At 69.4% G+C, this 21,530-nt stretch carries 15 protein-coding genes; 8 read left to right on the top strand and 7 right to left on the bottom strand.

Features of this window, described 5'->3' with window-relative positions; all coding sequences use genetic code 11:
• Positions 1-100 precede the first annotated feature (100 nt).
• Positions 101-1,951 carry an HNH endonuclease gene (locus ABD225_RS09945; RefSeq protein WP_344084330.1) on the top strand — a complete coding sequence of 617 codons (1,851 nt, stop codon included), beginning with the start codon at positions 101-103 and terminating at the stop codon, positions 1,949-1,951.
• Positions 1,952-2,001: 50 nt separating this feature from the next.
• Here ABD225_RS09945 and ABD225_RS09940 read toward each other — a convergent pair whose 3' ends face one another.
• On the bottom strand, positions 2,002-2,268 hold the full coding sequence (locus ABD225_RS09940) for a hypothetical protein (protein WP_344084328.1): 267 nt from the start codon (positions 2,266-2,268) through the stop codon (positions 2,002-2,004).
• Between the two features lie 181 nt (positions 2,269-2,449).
• Between ABD225_RS09940 and ccrA the strand changes: the two genes are divergently transcribed.
• From ccrA to aqpZ, 3 genes are all read left to right on the top strand, one after another.
• A complete protein-coding gene (gene ccrA / locus ABD225_RS09935) occupies positions 2,450-3,790 on the top strand; it encodes a crotonyl-CoA carboxylase/reductase (RefSeq protein ID WP_344084475.1) in 1,341 nt (446 codons plus the stop codon).
• A gap of 91 nt (positions 3,791-3,881) precedes the next feature.
• Complete coding sequence (locus ABD225_RS09930) at positions 3,882-5,099, top strand: AI-2E family transporter (protein WP_344084326.1); 1,218 nt, start codon at positions 3,882-3,884, stop codon at positions 5,097-5,099.
• A complete protein-coding gene (gene aqpZ / locus ABD225_RS09925) occupies positions 5,096-5,776 on the top strand; it encodes an aquaporin Z (RefSeq protein WP_344084472.1) in 681 nt (226 codons plus the stop codon). The genes ABD225_RS09930 and aqpZ overlap by 4 nt, the downstream gene beginning before the upstream one ends.
• Before the next feature lie 241 nt (positions 5,777-6,017).
• On the opposite strand, the gene ABD225_RS09920 is transcribed toward aqpZ, so the two are convergent.
• The 5 genes from ABD225_RS09920 to moeB all read right to left on the bottom strand — a co-directional run bounded on the left by ABD225_RS09920 (position 6,018) and on the right by moeB (position 17,366).
• Entirely contained in the window at positions 6,018-8,474 is a 2,457-nt protein-coding gene (locus tag ABD225_RS09920; RefSeq protein ID WP_344084324.1) for a GcvT family protein, read from the bottom strand.
• 9 nt (positions 8,475-8,483) lie between these two features.
• A complete protein-coding gene (locus tag ABD225_RS09915) occupies positions 8,484-9,533 on the bottom strand; it encodes a phosphotransferase (protein WP_344084322.1) in 1,050 nt (349 codons plus the stop codon).
• Positions 9,534-9,583: 50 nt separating this feature from the next.
• Positions 9,584-12,877, bottom strand: coding sequence for an ATP-dependent helicase (locus tag ABD225_RS09910; RefSeq protein WP_344084320.1), 3,294 nt, complete (start codon positions 12,875-12,877; stop codon positions 9,584-9,586).
• Positions 12,874-16,098 carry an ATP-dependent helicase gene (locus ABD225_RS09905; protein WP_344084317.1) on the bottom strand — a complete coding sequence of 1,075 codons (3,225 nt, stop codon included), beginning with the start codon at positions 16,096-16,098 and terminating at the stop codon, positions 12,874-12,876. Before ABD225_RS09905 ends, ABD225_RS09910 begins: the two co-directional genes overlap by 4 nt.
• A gap of 74 nt (positions 16,099-16,172) precedes the next feature.
• On the bottom strand, positions 16,173-17,366 hold the full coding sequence (gene moeB / locus ABD225_RS09900; RefSeq protein WP_425564384.1) for a molybdopterin-synthase adenylyltransferase MoeB: 1,194 nt from the start codon (positions 17,364-17,366) through the stop codon (positions 16,173-16,175).
• A 26-nt stretch (positions 17,367-17,392) separates the two neighbouring features.
• Between moeB and ABD225_RS09895 the strand changes: the two genes are divergently transcribed.
• From ABD225_RS09895 to ABD225_RS09885, 3 genes are all read left to right on the top strand, one after another.
• Positions 17,393-18,031, top strand: a complete 639-nt coding sequence (locus tag ABD225_RS09895) for a TetR/AcrR family transcriptional regulator (RefSeq protein ID WP_344084312.1) — start codon at positions 17,393-17,395, stop codon at positions 18,029-18,031.
• A 116-nt stretch (positions 18,032-18,147) separates the two neighbouring features.
• The gene (locus ABD225_RS09890) at positions 18,148-18,369 is read left to right on the top strand and encodes a DUF3107 domain-containing protein (protein WP_344084309.1); all 222 of its coding nucleotides are present in this window, start codon (positions 18,148-18,150) and stop codon (positions 18,367-18,369) included.
• A 164-nt stretch (positions 18,370-18,533) separates the two neighbouring features.
• Positions 18,534-18,806, top strand: a complete 273-nt coding sequence (locus tag ABD225_RS09885) for a GlsB/YeaQ/YmgE family stress response membrane protein (RefSeq protein ID WP_344084306.1) — start codon at positions 18,534-18,536, stop codon at positions 18,804-18,806.
• A gap of 186 nt (positions 18,807-18,992) precedes the next feature.
• Here ABD225_RS09885 and ABD225_RS09880 read toward each other — a convergent pair whose 3' ends face one another.
• Positions 18,993-19,673 (bottom strand): ferritin-like fold-containing protein, encoded by a 681-nt coding sequence (locus tag ABD225_RS09880; protein ID WP_344084303.1) that lies wholly within the window; start codon positions 19,671-19,673, stop codon positions 18,993-18,995.
• A gap of 242 nt (positions 19,674-19,915) precedes the next feature.
• On the opposite strand from ABD225_RS09880, the gene ABD225_RS09875 reads away from it, so the two are divergent.
• A complete protein-coding gene (locus ABD225_RS09875) occupies positions 19,916-21,469 on the top strand; it encodes a DEAD/DEAH box helicase (RefSeq protein ID WP_344084300.1) in 1,554 nt (517 codons plus the stop codon).
• Positions 21,470-21,530 lie beyond the last annotated feature (61 nt).

Below are 21,530 nucleotides of genomic sequence, written 5' to 3'. Positions count from 1 at the left end.
GGCAGGGGCGGGGGCCGGCATCAGTCAATTCGCTTGTCCAGCAATAAATTTCATTGATCCAGCTATTGCACTCATTATCGAACTGGTGTACCATTTGAGGATGACGGCGATGGCGCAACACCCCACAGACGGGCCCCACGGGCCCGTTGGCGGGTTGCGCCCCGCGGGTGGGCGTGAGGGGTTGACTCCGCTCGATGACGCGTGGTGGCCGCCACTGGATGTCGAAGAGTTGGTCGCCGATTTCGAGGCGTGGCAGGACGAGCTCGGCTGGGATGACGTGGACGAGGCCGACGAGCGGGACTCGTGGGCGCTCGCCGCGACTGAACCCCGCTGGTGCGACCAGCCGGCCGGCCATGCCTCACCCGTCGCGGAGGTCCGGGACCTGATCGGTTGGCTCGCTGGGCTCGTGCCGAATCATGCAGCCGATGCCATCGAGACACCCGCCGACCAACCCAGCCTCGCGGAGTTAATCGACCTCATCGCCGGGCTCGAACACATCAAAGGCGCGATCGCCGCGACCCAGGCCCGCGCGACCGCGCAGTTCGGACGCGCGACGGTGCGGGAGGCGCTCGCGAACAGGACCTCGCTCCCCAAAGCGCGATCCTCCATCGCACCGCAGATCGCGCTCGCCCGCCGCTGCTCACCCGCCACCGCGGACCGGCACCTCGGACTCGCCCGCGCGCTACCCGGGATGCCGCACACGCAGGCCGCATTGACCGCCGGAGTCATCGACGAACGGTCCGCCGCCGCGATCGTCCGCGAAACCAACGTCCTCAACCCTGAACAACGCGGCAGGGTCGATGAACTGCTCGCTCCACGGCTGGCGACCTCGAGTGTGAAACAACTCGCTGGTGCTGCCGCCCGGTACGCCGCGGAACTCGACCCCGCCGCCGTCGTCGCGAAACACGAAAGAGCCCTCTCCGAACGGGGTGTGTGGACCCGCCCCGCACCCGACGGGATGGCCTACCTGTCGATCTTCGGGCCATTGACCGGAATCGTCAGCGCCTACGCCTCCCTGCACCGACACGCCACCGCCGTCGTCGCCGGCCACCACGAAACCGACAACGATGACACCCCAGCCGACCCGCTCGCTGAGCGGACCCACGCCCAGGTCATGGCCGACGCCGCGCTGCGCTGGCTCGCCGGTCTCACACCCGGCCAGGCCTGCCCCGTCGCCCTCAACCTCGTCATGCCCGCCGAAAGCCTCTTCGCCACGGACGCGACCGGCACTGAGCCAGCGCGCAGTAACTCGGGGGCGACCGCTAACGCCTTCACCGCAAGCCATCCCGACGAGACCAGCGCCGACCAGAGCACGAGCGGCACGCGAGCCCTGACCCACCCGGCAGACCGTGAGAAACTCCACCGAACGCCAACACATGGCACCCAGGGCGGGCCGCGGAGCGCCGAGACACCCGCCCGAATCCCGGGCCACGGCATACTCCCGGCCGCACTCGCCCGACGCCTGCTGCTCCACGGCTGCGAACCACCAGGCGCCGCGGAAACCGCGCCACCCCAACACGATTCGCCGCCAAGGGCAGCGAACACGCCTGGCACCCCAATCGCCGAACCGGCGCAGCTCTACCTCACCCGGGTCTACACCAGCCCCGACGGCCGCGACCTCCTTGCGCTCGACGCCACCGCGCGGCTGTTCCCGCCCCGGCTCCGCGCCGCGCTGATCTTGCGCGACGACAGGTGCCGCACGCCATACTGCGACGCCACCATCCGCCACGCCGACCACATCCAGCCAGCCGCCGACGGCGGACCCACGTCCATGCACAACGGGCAAGGACTCTGCGCCCGCTGCAACTACACAAAAGAACTCCCCGGCTTCACCACCCGGATGCTTGAGCCGCAGCAAGAGCACGGAGCCGGCCCGCATACGCATGTGACCGAGGTGACCACGCCAACTGGCCACAGGTACCTTTCCGTCGCGCCCCCACTACTCGACTGACGCTCGCCCCAGGGCATCGCGCGACGGTTCTGCCGACGTCTACCGACGCCTCAGCGGCGGACGATCTCGAAGTCCTTGCGGCGGTTGCGGATCACCTTCACCAGCGCCGCGAGGGCGAACGGCAAGAAGAGCAGACCGAGGAGATAACAGCACAGGGCCAGGCTGTTGAAGGCCCACTGATCCGTGGCGCGCGCGTGCGGCGCATGCAGATCCGCCCACCGGCCCAGCCCCAGCAAACCAACCGCCAAGGCAAACTGCAGGGCAGGCGGCCAGTACGACCGCTCAACCTTCGGCGGGTGCCCTGCGATGTAGCTCACGCCGACCAGGATGGCACAGCGTCGCCCTTGCGCCGCAGCGATTTCGCGCCGACGCCGCGCGTGACCCAGTTCACGGGTGACCGCAATCTCATTAGCACCATCGGTACCCCGCGCTCACCTAGGTTCGGTCACGACCAGCCCGTTCGGGCCCACGATGCCAAGGAGCCAGACCCCCGTGAGCATTCAATCGATCCTCGACGCGATCACTTCCGGCGAGCGGAGCAGCGCGGCCTATGCCGCCCTCGCCGTCCCGGAGAGCTACCGCGCCGCGACCGTCCACAAGGACGAGGTCGGCATGTTCGAGGGAATGTCGACCAAGGAGAAGGACCCGCGCAAGAGCCTGCACGTCGAGCAGGTAGCGGTGCCGGAGTTGGCGCCGGGCGAGGCCCTCGTCGCCGTGATGGCGAGCGCGATCAACTACAACACCGTGTGGACGAGCATCTTCGAGCCGGTGCCGACCTTCGGCTTCCTGGAGCGGTATGGCCGCACGAGCGAGTTCGCCAAGCGCCACGACTTGCCCTATCACGTGGTCGGATCAGACCTCGCGGGCGTCATCCTGCGCGTCGGGCCGGGCGTGACCAAATGGCAGCCGGGCAACGAGGTCGTCGCGCACTGCCTCTCGGTGGAGTTGGAGGACGCCGACGGCCACAACGACACGATGATGGACCCGCAGCAGCGGATCTGGGGTTTCGAGACCAACTTCGGCGGGCTCGCCGAGCTCGCCATCGTCAAGGCCAACCAGCTGATGCCCAAGCCGACCCACCTGAGCTGGGAGGAGGCGGCCTCCCCCGGGCTGGTCAACTCCACGGCATACCGCCAGCTCATCTCCAAGAATGGCGCGGGGATGAAGCTCGGCGACCGGGTCCTGATCTGGGGTGCCTCCGGCGGACTCGGGTCCTATGCGACGCAGATGGCGCTCGCCGGTGGGGCGACCCCGATCTGCGTGGTGTCCTCGCCGGAAAAGGCCGAGATCTGCCGCCGCATGGGGGCCGAGCTGATCATCGATCGCAGCGCCGAGGGCTACCGCTTCTGGAATGACGAAGGCACCGCGCAGGATCCCAAGGAGTGGCAGCGATTCGGCAAGAAGATCCGCGAGCTCACCGGAGGGTATGACGTCGATATCGTCTTCGAGCACCCGGGCCGCGAGACCTTCGGCGCGTCGGTCTATGTCACCCGCAAGGGCGGGACGATCACGACCTGTGCCTCGACCTCGGGATATATGCACGAATACGACAACCGCTACCTGTGGATGAACCTCAAGCGGATCATCTCCAGCCACTTCGCGAACTACCGCGAGGCGTGGGAGGCCAACGAGTTGATCAACCGCGGGCTGATCCACCCGACCCTGTCCAAGACCTATGCGCTCGATGAGGTCGGGCAGGCCGCGCTCGATGTGCACCGCAATGCCCACCAGGGCAAGGTCGGCGTTCTCACCTTGGCGCCGGAGGCGAGCCTGGGCGTGACGGACCCCGACAAGCGGGCCCGCTTTGAGGACGGGATCAACCGCTTCCGCGACGCCTGACGCTTCCGAGCCGGGCTCGCGACTACTCTCGGACCGTCGGTTGGCTCTCGGGCCACCGACGGTCCGATGTCGTCAGGGGAGGAAAGCGTTCGTGAAGGACATCCGGCTCGAACGCTATCGAGAGTTCCAGCGACGCCAGCGCGCCGCCCTGCGCGACTCCCAACATCGCCACGCGCAGGCCGGCGATACCCCGGCAGCGACTGAAGACGGCCTGCATCCCGGCGGGGAAACACCCTCCGGCGCAAGCCGATTCGGCCCGGCCGGGCAGCCGATCAATAGGTACTCACCCCTCTACATCGGTTTCGTCGGCGCCATCGGGGCCCTGCTGGCGATCGGCCTGTGGCATGCCCTCGGACGGCTGACGTCGACCCTGACCATCCTGTTGGTCGCCTTCTTCCTCACCCTTGCGCTGAACCCGCTCGTGGAGTGGCTGCAGGGAAAGAACCTGAAGCGCTCCCGCGCCGTCGCGGTCGTCTTCGCCGGCGTGCTCGTCGTCTTCGGGCTGCTCGGGGGCCTCGTCATACCCCCGGTCATCTCGGAGGGCAGCCAACTGCTCACCAACGCCCCGGATTATGTCGATGCGATCCTCAACTCGGCCTGGGTGCGGCGGCTCGATGAGAACTACGACATCGTCGACAAGCTCCAGAGCGAGATCAACTCCCGGCTCACGGATAGCGATTTCCTCTCCCGCGTCTTCGGCGGCGTGCTGGGTGCCGGCAAGGCGCTCGCCAATGGCTTCTTCCAGGTCTTCACCATCCTGATCCTCACGCTGTACTTCCTCGCCTCTCTTCCCACGGTCAAGCGGGCGGCCTACGCGATGGTCCCGGCGACCCGTCGCCCGCGCGTCGAGCCCCTGTCGGAGGAGATCATGCGCCGCACGGGCGCCTATGCGATCGGGCAGGTGACGGTCGCGACGATCAACGCCATCTGCTCCTACATCATGATGCGGATCGTTGGGGTGCCGTATGCCGCGGTGCTGGCCGTGCTCGTCGGCTTCCTCGGGCTGATCCCGATGGTTGGCGCGACGGTCGGTGCGGTGCTCGTGTGCCTCGTCGCGTTCTTCGATTCCCCGCGCAGCGCGATCATCGTCGGCGTCTACTACCTGATCTATCAGCAGTTGGAGAATTACGTCATCGCGCCGAAGATCATGGCGCGCACGGTCTCGGTCCCCGGCGCCGTCACGGTCGTCGCCGCGCTCGCTGGGGGGACTCTGCTCGGTGTGATCGGGGCGCTGCTCGCGATCCCCGTCGCCGCCGGTCTGCTGCTGCTGTATGAAGAGGTGCTCGTCCCGCGCCAGCAGCGCGCCTGATCGTCGCCGCGCCGGCGACGACGCCGGTTCAGATGGGCATCGGCTTCGCCGGTGTCGCTCTCGCCTTCGGACTGACCGTGCTGACGATGGCGTATGCCGTCGGGCACGTTTCCGGTGGCCACTTCAACCCGGCCGTCACCATCGGCCTCGCCACCGCGAAGCGCTTCGAGTGGCGCGATGTCCCGGCCTATGTCGTGACGCAGGTCGTCGCCGGCCTGGTCGCTGGCACCGCGCTCTTCGTCATCGCTTCCGGCAAGGATGGCTTCGACCGCATCGGGTCCATGGCGGCGAATGGATATGGAGCCCACTCCCCCGGCGGCTACACGTTGACGGCGGTTTTCGTTGCTGAGGCCCTGCTGACCGCGATCTTCCTCTACGTCATCCTCGGCGCGACCGACGGCCGCGCCCCGGTCGGCTTCGCGCCGATCGCGATCGGCTTCGCGCTGACCCTGATCCACCTGATCTCCATCCCGATCAGCAACACCTCGGTCAACCCGGCCCGCTCGACGGCCGTCGCCTTCTTCAATGGCGATGGCGCGCCCGCGCAGGTGTGGCTCTTCTGGGTGGCCCCGATCCTCGGTGCCCTGATCGTCGGCGCGACCTATGCGGTCATCACCGGCGCCAACGAGCCGGACATCTCCGGCGAGGTGCGCGAGAAGGTCGCGGCAGCCCGCTGAACCAGCACGCCGGTCTGACGTGGCTGGCATACGACGAAGGCCCTCGGTGAGTGTTCTCACCGAGGGCCTTCGCCGCTCCCTGCTTCGGCACAGTTTCCCGAAGACATGGGCGGTGGGTCTCGCGTCCCCACGAGACCCACCGCCGAAACGGCCCGCCCCCCAGCGGTGCCGTCACAGTTAAAAGACGCCGCATGCGGCAAAGAGGTTGCGTCCGATAAATGTGACCTGGGTCACATTCACGTCAGCTCCGGATTCGCTCGCTTCGCGCGTCGTAAAGCGGGCGCAACGACACCATCGCGGGCACGCAGCGGCCTGCCACGTCGACCTCCCAGGTGCCGGTGTCGAGCCAGTCGGTAGTGACTGCCTCCGGCGCCTCGACCATCGCCAAACCCACCGCACCGCCGAGTGTCCAGCCGTATGACGCGGCGCGGAGATAGCCGACGAACTCCCCATCGCGCAGCACGGGTTCGGCGTGGAAGAGCAGCGATGCGGGGTCGCGCAAGAGCACCGAGACGATGCGCCGGCGCGCAGGTGCGGTCCGCGCCTGCGCCGCCACCTCCCGGCCCCGGAAGTCACCCTTGTCGAGGGCGACGGCGAAACCCAGGCCCGCTTCATACACACCATCGGTGTTGTCGATGTCATGGCCATAGTCGCGGTAGCCCTTTTCCATCCGCAAACTGGCGAGCGCCTTCAGTCCGTAGAGCGAAAGACCGTGGGGTGCACCGGCTTCCATGATCGCGTCCCACACGGCGAGGGCCTCGGCGTTCGGCACGTAGATTTCGTAGCCGAGCTCCCCCGCATATGTGATGCGCGCGAGGATCACGTCTCGACCAGCCAACGTGAGGCGGGCTGCGGTGCGGAACGGGAAGATGTCATTGCTCAGATCGGCTTCGGTGAGGCCGGCGAGCGTAGCGCGCGAGTTCGGGCCCTGCAGCGCGAACTGAGCCAGGGTTGTCGTGACATCCTCAAGCGCCACGTCCCGGCCAGCTGCCGCCTGGTGGAGCAGGTTCTCCACGTGCCCATAGGCCGTGTCAGAGGCGACGACGAGAAAGTCCTGCTCACTCAGGCGCGTGACCGTGAGGTCAGCCTGCAGCCGGGCGTCATCGTCGAGCCACTGGGTGTAGGTGATGCGGCCGTCGCGTTCGGCGACCGCTCCGGCGCTCAGCCAGTCGAGAACGGCGCTGGCGTCGGGCCCGGTCACGCGCCACTTGGCCATGAACGACATATCGATCAGGCCGACCCGCTCGCGAACCGCCGTATGCTCCGCTCGCCACTGCGCGAACCACGGCTGGTGCCCCCATCCTGGCTCGGCTGACGGCGAAAGACCCTGTCCGGCATACCAATCCGCGCTCTCCCAACCACTGACATCGCGCAAGTAGGCACCGGCCGCCACGAGCCGGTCGTGGACCGGGGACCGGTTAATGCCTCGCCCGGTGGTGAGTTGAATGCCGGGGGTGTGGGCGGCATACACCGTGCCCAGGATCTCGGCGGTGCGCTGCTCGCGGTAGGCGGGATCGAGTTGATAGTCGCGGAAGCGATCGACATTAACGGCCGTGATGTCGACATCGGGAGCACCGGTCGTGATCCAGTGCGCCATCACCTTGCCCCAACCGCCGGAGGACAGGATGCCGACGGAATTCATTCCGGCACAGACGAAATAGCCGCGCACCCCGGGCGCCTCCCCCACCGCCGGAAGGAGATCCGGGGTGAAGGACTCCGGTCCGCAGAAGAAGGTGCGAATGCCGACATCGAGCGTGGCCGGGACGCGGGCCATCGCCCGCTCGACGAAGGGCCCCATCCGCTCCCAGTCCGGCGGGAGGGTGCCGAAGGAGAAGTCGCGGGGTATGCCGTCCACCGCCCACGCGGCTGCCCGCGGCTCGAAGAGGCCGACCATCATGCCGCCGCCCTCCTCGCGGTAGTAGCCATAGGCGGCTGGATCTTCGAAGACCGGCGCGTCGGGGCTCATGCCGGCGATCGGCTCGGTGATCAGGTAGTAGTGCTCCGCGGCCTGGTTGGGGACGATGACCCCATTGCGCGCCGCCACCTCGCGCGCCCACATGCCGGCGCAGTTGACGACATACTCCGCCTCAATGTCCCCCGCGCTCGTGGCGACGCCGACGACCTGCTGACCACCCACCCCAGGACGGGTGAGCACCTTCTCGGCGCTGACCCCTTCGATGATGCGCACGCCCAGATTCCGGGCCCCCCGCGCCAGCGACATCGTCAGGTCGACGGGATTGACCCGGCCGTCGCCCGGGACATAGAAGCCGGCGAGCAGGTCGTCGGTCTTCGCGAGCGGGAAGAGCTCGCTCATCTCGCGCGGCCCGATCTCGTGGATCTCTAGATCCAGGCGGCGCTGGAAGGCCGCGACGCGGCGGTACTCCTCGAGCCGATCGGCGTCGGCCGCGGCCTCAATGAGCCCCACCGCTTTGAAGCCGGTCGCGACCCCGGTCTCGGCCTCGAGGCGGGCGTAGAGATCGCGGCCGTAGAGCCGAATGTCGGTCGAGGTCTCGCTCGTGCTGCCGAAGGTGGTCATCAGCCCGGCGGCGTGCCAGGTCGTTCCGCTGGTCAGGCGGTCGCGCTCCAGGACCACGACATCGGTCCACCCGGCGTGCGCGAGGTGATAGGCGATCGAGGACCCGATCACCCCGCCTCCGATGATGACGACGCGGGCGCGGGCGGGCAGGTCGATCGGCACCGGCCGAGCCTACCGAGTGGGTTCGGCGTCCTCGGCCTCGGTCGTCGGGACCGGCTGGGTGCTCTGCTCCTCAGTTTCCGGCGCTGGCTCGGAGGGCTCCGCGACCGGCACCGGCCGGGTCGGCGGGGCCGGGATCAGGTCGGTTCCCTCGACCTGGTCCGCGAGCTGCTGCAAGGTGTGTGTTGCATAGTCGACTGCCTCGGGATAGCCCGCCGCGAGAGCGTCGAAAAGGTCTGTCACAAAGGCAAGTTCGCTCACGAGTTTGGCGCGGGTCAACAGATGCCGGTCTGGGCGGGTGGTCCGCGAGCGGGCATAGGTGCGTGCCACCTCGATCACGGCGGGCGGGTCGGCCTCCCGCACGAGGGCCGCGAAGTCATCGGCCGGATCGGCGACCTTGGCCCGCCGCCACCCGACGACGCCGCGGATCACGGCCTCGCCGTCGTCGCCCAGGCTGACGAGCACATGGCGGCCCGCCAGGGCGCCGTGGATCGGGACCGGCACAAACTGCCAAATCGCGACATTTTCCAGCGCCTCCTCCCAGCGGGTCAGGAGCGCCGCTGGCACGCGCCCCGTCGAGGCAGCCCGGTCCAGATCGGTCAATCGTCGCTGGCGGTATTCATCGCTGGTGTAGGTCTCCAATCCGGCGTCCTCGAAGACCTCGGGTTCGAGATTGTGCAGGCCGGCGATGAGTTTGCCCAGGGCTGACGCGATCGCGAACTGTGGCTCCAGGGCTGACAGCCGCAGTCCTTGCCCGGGAATGGCGACGTGCACGTGGACGCGTCCGCCTTCCGGGAGGGTCAAGGTGCCGCGGGAGAGCGGGACCGACACCCCGAGGCGCCGCGCGACCAGTGCGGCCGCGGCGGCCCCCGCATCGAGCGCGACGGCAGCGGCCGGCGAAGCCGAGCAGCGCACGATCCAGGACCGGCCTTGTCCGTCCTCGACACTCGCGACATCGATCGCATGGCCGGGGTCGAGCGGAAACGGCCCGGCGGCCACCGGATCGAGGCCGGGGACGGCCGCGCTCGCCAGGGCAGCCAACTGGAAGGGGGTACGCGTCACGGGTCCACGCTATGCCGTATGACGTCCCCGCACCCCGTCGGCTCGCGCGCTCACGGCTGAAGTGTCGCGACGAGCGCGCTCAATTCTGCCTCGTCCCGCAGCGCTGGCTTGCGAGTCTGGCCGGTAGCGGCGTAATAAAAGACGGCGTCGACATTTCGCACATCCAGGCCTCGGAGCCGGGCGTAGGCGATGCGGTAGGCCGCCAACTGGACGGCCGCCGCGTGCGCGGCCTCGCCCGATGGCGGGTGTCCGGACTTCCAGTCCACGATCACGACGCCCTCCGGCGTGGGGAAGACTGCGTCGATCCGGCCGCGCACGGCAGCGCCCGCAATCACCGTCTCCACCATGACCTCGACCTCGACCGGCTCCTGCGAGGCCCACTCGGAGGCGAGGAAGCGCGCCGTGAGCTCGGCGAGGTCACCGCCCGCGTCGAGGGGATCATCGGCGCTACCCGGCAAGTCGTCCGGCTCCAGCAGCGAGGCCCGGCGGTAATGCCGCTCGATCCAGGCGTGGAAGGCGGTGCCGCGTCGGGTCGCGGGTGATGGCCGGGTCGGCATCGGGCGGCGAATGTTCTCGGCGAAGACCTCCGGATCCTGCGCCAGCGCCACCAACTGAGAGGTGCTCACGTGGCCTCCGAGCGCGTCGAGCACCCGCCAACTACCCGCCGAGCCCGATCGCGCCGCGAAGGTCTCGGCGCCGGACGCCCGAGCGGCGCGCTCCGCGAGCAGCACTTCGACGGCCGGGTCGAGGGCATCCTGGCGTTCGGGTGCCGCGAGGGCGTCGTCGACGAAGGCCGCCCCCACGCGCACTCCGGGATCGCCCACGGACGGCAGGGGCCATGGCGCCGTGACGGGCTCGGCCAGCAGCGGATTAGGGGCGTCGACCGCAGGATCATCCTCCCATTGCAGCACCGTCAGCAGGTCGGGACGGACCTCGCGGACTTCGCGCAGGAAGCGCGAGGGCACGCGGGGCGTCTTGGCGCTGCCCCACACGGGAGCGGTCAGGAGCATTGAATGCCGGGCGCGAGTGAAGGCAACATAGGCCAGGCGGCGTTCCTCGGCGATGCCCGCCTGGCCGGCCGCGGCCTTGAACTCCCTCAGTCGCTTCTCCAGATCCTTGCCATCGGTGGCCGAGCGCCAGGCCAGGGCGGTCAGGGAGGCGCGGTCGCCGCGCAAGTCGTATGGCAGTGTGCCGAGCCCCACCGTCCACGCCGAGTCGTTCGGCTCGTTGACCTTCCACCGACCGGTGTCTTTGTCCAGGCTCGAGACCGATCCGGAATGCGCGGGGAAGGTGGACTCGATCAATCCGGGGATGGCGACGGCATCCCATTCGAGTCCCTTGGCCGCGTGCACGGTCAGGACGTGCACCGCCCCCGGCGCGATATCGAGGATGCCCTTGTCGAGGCCGCGCTCCTCCTGCAGGGCCGCGTCGAGCCACGCCAGGAAGCCCCCGAGCGTCGGGCGGTCCCCCGACAGGGCGAACTGCGCCGCGACGTCTTCGAAGGCGTCCAGGTGGGCCCGGGCGACCCCCGGCGGATAGCCCGTCCGCGAGAGGACCTCGATATCGAGGCCGAGAGCCCGCTCCGCTTCGGCGACGATATCCACCAAGCCGCCACCGGACACGCTGCGCAGGGTAGACAGGGCTACGGCCAGGGACCCGAGCCGGTCCAGCCCCGTGGGGCTGATCCCGGTCGTAAGGCGTTCACTGGCGTTCAGGCGTGGCAGGTCGGTCACGGCCTCCACGAGCGAGACGCGATCGGCCGCGGCATCCGAGAGATCGCTGCCGCGCGATCCCGGCCCTCTGCGGCTCGCCGGATGTTGGAGTCGGCGGGCCCAGGCATGGAGGGCGGTCAGATCCGCCGCTCCGAGTCGGCATACGGGACCGGTGAGCAAGCGCATCAGCCGATCGCCGCGGGCGGCATCGTGCGCGACGCTCAGGAGCGCGACGACATCTCCGACTTCGGGGGTGACGAGCAATCCACCAAGGCCGACGACTTCGACCGGCAGCCCCTCGGCTTCCAGCGCGGCGACGATGACATCGAATTGGGAACGCTTCCGGGCCAGGACGGCGGCGGACTGTGCCCCCTCGGCGCGGCGCTGCGCGATCCACCGCGCGACAAGCGTGGCTTCATCCGCCGTTGTCGGCACGCGCGCGATGTCGATTCTCCCCTGCGGCGCATCTGGAGCAGCGGCAAGAGGCTCGACGGGCACCGCGGCATGACGCCGCAGCGGCTCGGCCACCGCATTGGCGAGGTCGAGGATGTTCTGGGCGTTGCGCCAGGTGACGGATAACGGCAGAACGGGAACCGGTGGTAGGTCGAAGCTCCCGGGATCAGGCGAGCCCTTCCGCCCAAAAGCTTTCGGGAAGAGCGCGAGTGTTGCGGCACTGGCACCGCGCCAGGCGTAGATCGATTGATTCGGATCGCCGACGGCGGTGACGCAGTGGGGCCCATCGCCGGTGGCGAACAGGGCGGACAGCAATTCGAGTTGGGCGTGCGAGGTGTCTTGGAACTCATCGAGCAGGACCGCGCGGTAACGCTCGCGTTCGAGTCGGCCGACCTCCGGGAAACGGCCCGCCAGCGTTGCGGCGAGCGCCATCTGGTCGGAGAAATCCATAGCACCGCGGTCGCGTTTGGTCTCGGCATAGCGTCGGACGACGGGCAGCAGCGCGAGTTTGCCCGCCATGGCCTCGTGCAGTGCCTTCCCGGCGGCTTGCAGCCCGGCGCCAGCGGCTAAACCCTCGAGATGCGCCCGGATGCCCACGAGCCAGGCCTCCAGCTGCTCGGCGGTGACCAGGTGTTCCGACATCTCCCCTGCCAGGTCGACCACGGCCGCCGTCATCGTGCTCTCGGCCTTTCCGAGGTCTTCTAAAGGCCCGTCGAACTGGGTGACGACCTCCTGCGCGAGTTGCCAGGCGGCGGCCTCCGAGAGCAGGCGCGCGTCCGGCTCCCGCCCGAGCCGGAGCGCGTGATCGCGGACCAGCCGGGCGGCATAGGCGTGATAGGTCGAGACCGTCGGCGGGGCACTGAGCAGGTCGGTGGCCTCATCGGGTCGCCAGAGCCCGGCGTCGGCGAGGCTGCGCAAGCGCGCCGTGACCCGCCCGGCGAGTTCGGCGGCGGCCTTGCGGGTGAAGGTCAAGCCGAGGACTTCCTCGGGTTGGGCGTGGCCGTTGGCGACGAGCCACACGACCCGGGCCGACATCGTCTCGGTTTTGCCGGAGCCGGCCCCAGCCACCACGAGAAGGGGGGTCGGCGGATGCTCGATGATCTGCTGCTGTTGGGATGTCGGGCGGGGTTGCCCGAGTGCGCGGGCGATGTCGAGGGCGCTGAGGCCTGGACTCGTCATACGACCCCCGAGCCTTCGGCGCGGGCGGGGCAGGACGTGCGGACCGGGCACCGGTCGCATCCGGTGTTGCGGGTCGCGGGGAAATCGGCTCCGGCCATGCCCTCGGCTGAACTCTCGATCAGGTCTCGGGCCCAGCCGGGCTCGGGGTCGGCCGCGAGCGCGCTTTGCTCCTGCACCCACTTTCCGGTCATCCCGCCTTTGCCGATTTGCACGAGGGCCGCGCCAGCGCTGGTGTCTGCCCCCTCGAAAGCGCCAGCCTCGACGGCCGCTTGATAGGCCCCGAGTTGCGGATGGCGGGCGAGATCGGCGACGGGCACTTTGGCTGATCCGGTTTTGTAGTCGGTGACGCGGACCCGGCCGTCGTCGTGCTGTTCTATCCGGTCGACGACACCGCCGAGTTGGGCGCGCCCGAAGCTCGCGGTGAACTGGACCTCAGCACCGAGTCGGTGCCAGCCCTGCGCGGCGGAGAGGTCGAAATACTCGGCGGCACGCTCGACCATGGCCTGCGCCTTGGCTCGCTCGGCACGTTCGGTCCAGCCCGCGGGCAGGCCAAGGCGAGGCCACCACTGCTCGACGCGCGCCGCGAGCGTTGCGGCATCCACGTCACCGCTCTCGGCGAGGACGTCGTGCACCAGAGTGCCGAGGGCTGCCGAGCCGACCGAAGGTCCCTCGCCGCCGGCAGACGTCAGCAACCAGCGCAGCCGGCATTGTTCGAAAGTCTGCAAGGCCGATGGCGACACTGGCACCACCTCGTCCGGATCGACCCGCGGTCGTTGGTCCGAGACCTCTCGCAGCGCCCACCAGCTGCGCGGATCGGCGCCCCGCACCCCGGCTTCGGCCAGGCGAGCCAAGGTGGCAGCCGCCAGCGCGCGTGCGGCTCGGGCGCTCGGCGAGGGCGCGGGTGTTGCGACTGTGCGGCGCAGGGCGGACACCATACCGACGAGGGTTAGGGGTGCGTCGGGGACCGTGAAGCCGCGGTCGGCCAGGCCTGGGTCGAGGATGTCGAGATAGGGCGAGGGCTGGTCGTCCGCATCCCGCACTGCGCTGATCTGGACCCGTTCGGCTGCCCGGGTCAGCGCCACATGGAACAGGCGCGCCTCGTCGTGCCGGATAGCCGTCTGGGCGGCGCGCATCGAGCGTTCGCGACCGGCCAGCACATCGACGAGGTCCGAGGAGCCGAGCAACGAGCCACGCACCCGGACATCGGGCCAGGAACCCTCCTGGACGCCTGCAATGTGCACCCGGCGCCAGGACCGACCCGCGGCCGCGTGCGGCGTCAGCACCTCAACTCGATCGTGGTCGGCGCCGCGCACGACGATGGTGTCTGCCGCGACATCCTGTCCAGCGAGGTGATCGGCGAAGGCGACCGGGCCGATCCCCGGAAGCCGGTCCGCGAAGTCCCCGGCGGCGGCCAGCAGCGCGATCACCGCGTCGAGGTCGCGATCGGCTCGCGCGCCGGCGCGTCCGCCGGCCAGCGCTTCAGCCCGCCAGCGATCGGCGACGCCAGCGGCCTCCCAGGTAGCCCACAGGACGTCTTCGGCGGCGACGGCCCGGCGTGCCGATCCACCCGAGCCAGGCACTCCGCCTGCGCCGGACGCCCCGCCGGACAGCGCCTCGGTCGCGGCGGCCAGCATCCGGGCGATGCGCCGCGCGCCCGCCGCCTCCGGACCGAGTTCGGTCAGGTCGGCGGGCCGGGCCAGGGCCCGGGCGAGGAGCAGATCCGCCGGTGCCGCCGACCCCTCGGCGAGCGCGGGCCGACGCAAGCCCCGGCGCAGGCGGCGCAAGGTGACGGCGTCCGCGCTGGCATAGGGCGAGGTGAGCAGGTCGAGGGCAACCTCGGGCGCCAGGAACCAGCCAGCGTCGGGGTCCTCGGCGAGCGCATCGGCGCTGGCGGCCAGGCAGTGGGCCACCCGATCGGCCGCGGCGCGCATCAGGGCCAAGAGGGGGCGAACGGCATCCTCATCCGCGAGCGGCAGATCGCTATCGGCTTCCGCGACGGGGACGTGCGCCGCCGCCAGCACCCGCCGCACGACATCAGCTCGGCCCTGACCGCGCACGATGACTGCCAGATCTCGCCAGGGAATGCCATCCAGGAGGTGGGCACGACGCAGGGAATCGGCGATATGCGTCGCCTCTTGTGCGGCCGACCGAAAGACGTGGACCTGCACAGAATCAGCAGCCTGGTCGCCGTCATCGGCCACCAATGAGGCGGCAGCAGCCCGCTGGCGCCCGCCGCCGATGGCCCCGATCAGCGCCGTGATGCGGGCATCGGCCGCGGCGACGGACGAGTTCAGCCGGAATCCGCGGGTCAGCACCACGCTCGCCGTCGCGGGACGGATCGAGGCATCGTCGACGAACAAGCGCGGGTCAGCCCCGCGGAAAGTCTGCACGGCCGCGTCGGGGTCGCCGATGAGCACCACCTCGATGCCGGCTTGGGCCAGCCCGCGCAGCAGCCGGGCACCGGGAGCGCCGAGTTCCTGCGCATCATCGACCACGATCAGGCGCACCATGGCGCGCAGCTCTCCGAGTAGATCCGGATCCAGCTCCAAGGCGTCGCAAGCGCCGGTCACAAGCCAGGCCGGGTCATAGGCACCAGGGCGCGAGAGGGCCGTGACTTGGTCATATTCATCCAGGATCGCCCCGGCGGCAACCCATTCCTCGCGTCCGGTCTCGCGGCCGAGTCGGGTCAGAGTCTCGGCATCGAGTCCGTGCTCGACGGCGCGCATGAGCAGGTCACGCAGCTCGGCGCGGAAGCCGCGAGTGGTGAGGGCTTCCTGCAGATGCTCCGGCCAGAACGGCCCGGAGCTTTGATCCGCGGCATGCCCGTCCAACAGCTCGCGCAAGACCGCGTCTTGCTCGGCGCCGCTGAGCAGGAAGGGTGTCGGAAGGTCCTCGCGAATGGCCGCCATCCGCACAATGCCGAAGGCAAAAGAGGCCATCGTGCGGGCCAGTGGCTCGCGCGTCGTCGCGCCGACGGCTCGGGTGACCTGGTCACGCACGCTGGCCGCGGCCCGGCGGGTGGGAGCAATGAGCAGGCAGTTCTGCGCCTCGGTCTCGCCGGCCCGGACTCGCTCCGCGATGATCTCGACGGCCAGGTGCGTCTTGCCCGTCCCCGGGCCGCCGAGGACCCGCAGCAGCGGTCCGCGGAAGGCGAGTGCGGCTGCCCAGGCGGGATCGAGGCCCACCTCCACGGTGTCTCGGTGCAGCGCGGTCGACGTCATGGACCTATGTCATCACCCGGCACTGACAACCCCGCTCACCTGGGCGTTCGGCCCCGGCGTGTCGTCCAGCGACCTCAGGAGCGGGGCACGTCGAGCGGACCCGGCCAGGCCGTGATTCCCCCCTCGAGATCGGACACATCCGTGAAGCCGGCGGCCCGCAAGCGCGCGGCGCCCGCTGCTGACCGCCCACCCGCCGCGCAATAGAGCACGACCCGAGCCGTCGTCGGGACGGCCAATTCCTCCATACGTCCCACCGAATGCAAGAGCGCCCCAGGGATCACCCCGCTCGCCCACTCCCCGGGCTCACGGACATCGACGAGCACCAAGGAATCGTCCTCGGCGAGCGCCTGCGCGAGGGATTCGGCCGTATGCCGCTCGCCGCCACCCGCGGGCACGTCCGGGGGGGTGCCGGGCACCCGGCATACCTCCTCGGGGTCCTGTGGGGCAGTGATCTGCGCGTTCGGCCCGCACAGCCGGCAGGCGGGATTGGCGCGAACAGCAATCTCGCCCCAGGTGCCGGCGAGCGCGTCATGAACCATGAGGCGCCCGATCAACGGCCGGCCGATCCCGGTGATGAGCTTGATGGCCTCGGTCGACTGCACCGACCCCACGGATGCACACAGCGACCCGAGCACCCCCGCCTCCGAGCAGGAGGCCACGCTGCCGGGCGCCGGCGGCGCCGGAAAAACGCAGCGATAGCACGGGCCGACCGGGGGTGCCCAGACGCTGACCTGCCCGTCGAAGCGCAGGATGGATCCCCAGACATGCGGGCGGCCGAGCAGGGCGCACGCGTCCGCGACGACATACCTCGTCGCGAAGTTGTCGGCGCCGTCGACGACGATGTCGTATCCGCTGAAGAGGTCCATCGCGTTGTCGGCCGTCAGCCGGACCTGATGAGTCTCCACCTGCACCAAGGGGTTGATCGCGGCGAGGCGGGCGGCCGCGGAGGCGACCTTCGGCATACCCACCGATGCGGTGTCGTGAATGACTTGCCGCTGCAGGTTCGACTCATCCACGAGATCGTCGTCGACAATCCCGATCACCCCAACCCCGGCGGCGGCAAGGTAGGTCGCGGTGACGGCTCCGAGGCCACCGGCACCAACGATCAAGACCCGGGCGGCCATCAGTCGCTCCTGGCCGGCAACCCCGACCTCGGGGAGCAGGAGGTGGCGGGCATACCTGCGCCGGGCGGCCGCATCGAGCCCGACCCGCTCTGTCAAAGGTTCCTGCACCTCGCGAGCGTACTCATTAGGATGACCGCGACTCATTGTGTTGGCGTAAAGGGGGTGCCGGAATGGCACTCGAAGGCACCGCCCCTGACGCGGTTCGCGGGCAGCGGCTCCCGCGTATGCAGCGGCGAGCCCAATTGTTGGAAGCCGCCCAGGCGGTCTTCGTCGAAAAGGGCTACCACGCGGCGGGCATGGAAGATATCGCCGAGCGAGCGGGTGTGTCGAAGCCCGTTCTCTACCAACACTTTCCAGGCAAGTTGGAGCTTTATCTCGCGCTCGTCGACAAGCACACCGCGAGCCTGGTCGAACTGGTGGAAAGCGCGCTCCAGAGCACCGAAAACCACAAGGACCGCACGCACGCGAGCATCCGGGCCTTCTTCGATTTCGTCGCCCGCGACGACAGCGCCTACCGGATCGTCTTCGAATCTGACCTGAACGAAGTGGCCGCCGTCCGCGAGCGCATCAGCTGGTCGACGGATCAGTGCGTCGAGGCGATCTCGCGCCGGATCATGCTGGACACCGAGCTGCCGCAGCCGATCGCCCGGCTCGTCGCGCAGGGTCTCGTCGGGATGTCCCAGGTCTCGGCCCGCGCCTGGCTACGCGACCAGACATTGCCCCTGGACGTCGCCGTCACGGTGATTGGTCGGCTGGCGTGGCGAGGCGTCGGGGGCCAGCCGGCCCGCCCCGCCGCGAGCGAGGGCTAAGGCTTCGCGGGCTCTGCCACAGCAGGGGTCCAGAGGGGCGGGGAAGGGTCTGTCGGCGCCGTGTGTTTGACTCCCCCACAACAACATCGTCATCCCCTGTTTTCAAGGAGTGGATCGTGGAAGTCAAGATCGGAATCGCGAATATCGCCCGCGAGGTCAGCATCGAGCCCGAAGAGACGGCCCTGAGGGTCGAAGAACTCGTGCGCACCGCCGTCGCCGATGGCACGCCCTTGCGCCTCGAAGATGAGAAGGGCCGCGTGGTCATCGTTCCGGCCGCGGCCATTGGGTATGTCGATATCGGCGAGTCGCACAAGGGTCGCGTCGGTTTCGGCGCCTGACCGCTCGGCAGATTGCCTGTCATCACAAGGAAATAACGCTCCCCAACTCATGGGACGCCAATCCCCCGGGAAGGTATTTGAGCGTGCAAGCATTGGTGTGAACGGCTCGGACACCCCCGGGCACCCTCGGCCCGATCCTGGGCTCTTCGGAAAGGAGCGGTTCCGTGATCGGAACCATCATCGGGGCCATCATTGGTGGCGCCATCATCGGCGGGCTCGCCCGCCTCGCCCTCCCGGGCAAGCAGGGCATCTCCCTGCCGCTGACCATCATCATCGGCATCCTCGGGTCCCTGATCGCGTCCTTCATCGTCTACCAGCTGGGCTACAGCAACGAGAACGGTGGCTTCCAGTTCATCCCGTTCCTCGCGGGCATCGCGGTTGCCGCGGGCCTGATCGTGCTCTACGGAAATATGGCGGGCCGCAAGCAGATTCGCTGAATCTCGCCATAGCGCCAGCGGGCCCGACGACCAAGTGGTCGTCGGGCCCGCTGTCATTTGGTCGATCGTCCTGACCCGGAGGGTTGTGCCGGCGGTCGCGTTCGGGAAGCACGCCGACGAACCGGGCCGCCGCTCGGCGTGTCTCCCGAACTCGACGGGAGGGCCGCGCGGTCAAACTGGGTTGGCTCAGGCGTCCAGGCCGAGGGCAGCCATCCGGTCCGTATGCCGCGTCGCCAGTCGCGCGAAGAGCTCGCCGAGGCGCGCGAGATCAAGCCCATCACCACCAAACTGTCCGGTCAAGAGCGCCGTGAGCCCGTCGCGCTCGGCCGCCGCGGCCTGCGCCGAGGAAATGGCCTCACCGTGCAGGCGTCGCCCCCACAGTGCGAGCCGCCCGACCGCCTGCGGGTCGGCCGTCATCCCGGCGCGCGCAAGTTCGACGAGCACGGCATTGCGCGCCTCATCACTCAACGATCCCTCAATGACCTCCCGGCTGCGCGGATCCGCAAAGGCGGCAATCTCGCGGCCGAAGTCCTCGGCGATGCCATCGCCGACATACGCCTTGACCACGGCTTCGAGCCAGGTGCTTGGCCGAGTGCGGTCATGGAAGGCGGCGAAGGCCTCGGCATAGGGCGCCATCACCTCCTCGGGATCAGCCCCCAGCTCGACGATCCGGGCGGCGAGCAGGTCGTGGTGCGCCAGTTCAGCGCCCGCCATCCGGGCCAGGGCCACCCGCGCCGAAACGGTGGGTGCCAAATCCGAGTCCGCGGCGAGCCGCGCGCAGGCGGCCAGCTCGGCATACGCGAGCATCCCCAGCAGGTCGGCGACCGCGGCGGCATAGGCGGGCGAGGTCTCCACGGAATCCGGCACGGGCGCACTCTAGCCACGCCAGCCGAAAGCCGGGCTGGCGCGCGCCGCGAACGAATCGTCCGGGAGCGGACGGCATACGGCTAAACTGCTCAGCACAACAGCAGTTGGTGCCCGGTCGGCACGAATCACTGCGCCGGCACGGGCCGGCCCCCACCGCGAACTCCTCGCGACGAAGACCTCCGATCGGCTCCTCCTCCGACCGCCCCTCCCGGCGGCGGTCCCGATCGAGAGACGACATATCCATGTCCGAGCAGACTTTCGCCGACTTCGGCGTTCACGACGACATCGTCGCGGCCCTCGCCGCGCACGAGATCATCACCCCCTTCCCGATCCAGGCCATGACCCTCCCGGTCGCCCTGAGCGGGCACGACATCATCGGCCAGGCCAAGACGGGCACGGGCAAGACCCTGGGATTCGGCATCCCCATGCTGCAGCGGGTCGTCACCCCCAAGGACGGCGCCGCGTATGACGCTCTCCCCGCCCCCGGCAAGCCGCAGGCCCTCGCGGTGGCCCCGACCCGCGAACTCGCGGTCCAGGTGGCCAAGGACCTCGAGCGCGCGGGTGCCCAGCGCGGGGTGCGCGTCCTGACGGTCTATGGCGGTCGCGCCTACGAGCCGCAGGTCGAGGCGCTGCGCAAGGGTGTCGATGTCGTCGTCGGCACCCCTGGCCGCCTCCTCGACCTTGCGGGGCAGGGGCACCTCAACCTCGGGCACGCGCGCATCGTCGTGCTCGACGAGGCCGACGAGATGCTCGACCTCGGCTTCCTGCCCGATGTCGAAAAGCTGTTGGCGCTGACGCCCGCGGGCCGGCAAACGATGCTCTTTTCCGCGACGATGCCGGGTGCCGTTGTCGCGCTGGCTCGCCGCTATATGACGCAGCCGACCCACATTCGCGCGATGAGCGAAGAGGGCGAGAACCAGCACACGGTCAAGGCGATCGAGCAGTTCGTCTACCGCGCGCACGCCCTCGACAAGACCGAGATGCTGTCGCGGATCCTGCAGGCGCGCGGGCGCGGCTTGACGATGATCTTCAGCCGCACCAAGCGCACGGCGGCCAAGGTGGCCGAGGAATTGACCGAGCGCGGTTTCGCAGCAGCCTCCATCCACGGTGACCTCGGGCAGGGAGCGCGCGAGCAGGCGCTGCGGGCCTTCCGCACCGGCAAGGTCGACATCCTCGTCGCCACCGATGTCGCCGCCCGCGGCATCGACGTCGACAATGTCACGCATGTCGTGAACTTCCAGTGCCCCGAGGACGAGAAGACCTATCTGCACCGCATCGGCCGCACCGGCCGCGCCGGCAACACCGGCGTCGCGGTGACCTTCGTCGACTGGGACGACATCCCTCGCTGGGGCCTGATCAACAAGACACTCGACCTGGGCATCCCCGAGCCGGTGGAGACCTACTCCTCCTCCGATCACCTGTATGCCGATCTCGACATCCCCCGCGACGCGAAGGGCAAGCTGCCCAAGGCGCAGCAGACGCGCGCCGGCCTCGCGGCCGAGGAGATCGAGGACATCGAAGGCCCGGCCAAGTCCGGCAGCCGTGGTCGCGGCGGCCGCTCCGGCGAGGGCCGCAGCGCTGGACGGGGCCAGGGTGGACGCGGCGGCGAGGGTCGTGGCGGGGATGGCCGCAGCCGTGACGGTCGGGGCGCTCGCTCGCGTGGCGAGGGCAACGACTCCGGCCGCGAGGGTGCCGGCCCGGCGGGCGGCGGGGAGTCGTCCGAAGCCGGAGCCAACCGGCCGCGCCGCAACCGCAATCGCCGCCGCACCCGCTCAGGTCAGGCCGCCGCCGAGTAGGTCGTCTGACTCCCCCGCTCCTCTGACTCCCACATTCGGACACAACTCGTCCGTTTCGTCG

It is taken from the genome of Nostocoides veronense (assembly GCF_039531185.1).
In the GTDB taxonomy this organism is placed as follows: Bacteria; Actinomycetota; Actinomycetes; order Actinomycetales; family Dermatophilaceae; genus Nostocoides_A; species Nostocoides_A veronense.
Note: the sequence above shows the minus strand (reverse complement) of the source record. Positions and strands in the feature narration are given on the sequence as shown.